The organism is Bacillus sp. S4, from assembly GCF_040838205.1.
Classification (GTDB): Bacteria; Bacillota; Bacilli; order Bacillales; family Bacillaceae_G; genus Bacillus_A; species Bacillus_A cereus_U.
This window is the reverse complement of the sequence record NZ_JBFPJI010000482.1, coordinates 1-1,772: the sequence shown is the minus strand read 5'-3', so window position 1 is coordinate 1,772 and position 1,772 is coordinate 1. Positions and strand designations below refer to the sequence as shown.

Sequence of the window (1,772 nt, the reverse complement as noted above, 5' to 3'; positions counted from 1 at the left end):
AACTCATGATAACCCCAGTCTATCTTCTGCGCTCTTATTTTATGTTGTTCATACAGTTCTTTTAAACGTGGTTCTAATCGGAAATCTAAATCATTTGTTAGCATATATAAGTGCCCCCTTTTCTTATCATAGATAGTCATTCTATTTTTACATTCATTTTTATCCTTAAAAATTTTCTACAAATAAATATTACTTTCCTTTTTTTAAGTCAAACATAACAAATTTGTAACAAAACTCTTTAAGAGCACTATATTTTCATATGATTTTTTCAAATCAAAAGGGGCACCGTTACATATATTGTCCTTTTTTATAAAAGGGGTTCTGAGGCATACGGTATGTTGCTTAGCCTAGTTGAACTACTCACCACTTAACGTCCTAACGGACTGTTTGAAGTGGGAGATTCCTAAGTACGGAAACCTAACGGTTTCTAATTCATTAGGCTATCCCCGTAGTTCCTACGGTTAGAAGTCTTATGGCTTCGTTTCTAAGATTTAGTCCTGCGTTAACATCTCTATCGTGATGTGTGCCACAAGAAGGACAATCCCACTCACGAAGATTTAAATTTTTAACGTCTTTGTTTTGATGACCACAATTTGAACATAGTTGACTAGACGCAAACGTCTTCGATACAACAACGACTTGCTTCCCGTACCATCTTGCCTTGTATTCCAACATGTTTCTGAACTGTGACCAAGATACTTCACTAATGGCTTTTGCAAGCTTACCGTTTTTCAGCATATTACTTACTTGCAGATCTTCAATACCAATTACATCGTGGTTTTTGATGAGTTCGGTAGAGATTTTATCTAAGTAATCTTTTCTTGCATTTGTAATATGCTCATGGATTCGTGCTAATTTCACACGTTGTTTATTCCAGTTCGAAGAACCTTTTATTCTTCTAGAAAGGATACGTTGTGCTTCCGCTAGCTTTTTTTCTAATGTACGAAAAAATTTAGGGTTTTTGTATGTAGTTCCATTTGAAAGAATGGCAAAATCCTTTAATCCCACATCAATTCCAACAGAAGAGCCTGTTTTCTGTAATTCTTGTACGTCTGTCTCAACTAACAAAGATACAAAGTATTTCCCACTTGGATTACGTCTAACGGTAGCACTCAGCATACGTCCTGTTACTTCACGACTCTTTGCAAACTTCACAAGTCCAAGTTTAGGTAGTTTGATTCTATTGTCTATTACAGCAATATTGCCATTTGTTTGTTTCGTTGTGTAAGATTGGATTTTATTCTGTTTGGACTTGAATCGTGGAAGATCGTTCTGTTTCTTGAAAAAGCGTGAAAAAGCATCTGAGAGGTTTTTTAATGTGGATTGAAGAGCAATACTATCTACTTCTTGTAACCAAAGCGTATCCTCCTGCTTCTTTAATTGAGTGAGCTCGGCAGAGCAAGAATGATAGGTTAATCCTTTGCCAGTTTCTTTATAAGTGTCATTCCAAAGAGCAAGAAAATGATTAAATACAAAGCGACTGCACCCAATTGTCTTAGCAATTAATATTTCTTGTCGCTTATTTGGATAGATACGAAACTTATATGATTTATTTACTAACATGGGTTGCACCTCGCTTTCTTGTATGATGCCTTCATTATACAAGAATCGTAGGCTTACGCCTACCGACATTCATCTCCCACCTAAAATTGGTGTTTCACACCTTCCCATTTTTGAGGAAGGAGTCTTCTGTCGGAAAAAGATAAAAAAACGATCATCAGTAAATAGAGAATAACATTCATGGATGAAGATACTCGTCATGTTGTAAATCT

Annotated in this window: 1 protein-coding gene and 1 pseudogene; both read right to left on the bottom strand. The window is 35.7% G+C overall.

Annotated elements, in window-relative coordinates; all coding sequences use genetic code 11:
* Positions 1-104, bottom strand: a pseudogene (locus tag AB3X48_RS21845) (acyl-ACP desaturase); the annotation flags it as partial.
* Positions 105-435: 331 nt separating this feature from the next.
* Positions 436-1,563 carry an IS200/IS605 family element RNA-guided endonuclease TnpB gene (gene tnpB / locus AB3X48_RS21840; RefSeq protein WP_088099770.1) on the bottom strand — a complete coding sequence of 376 codons (1,128 nt, stop codon included), beginning with the start codon at positions 1,561-1,563 and terminating at the stop codon, positions 436-438.
* Positions 1,564-1,772 lie beyond the last annotated feature (209 nt).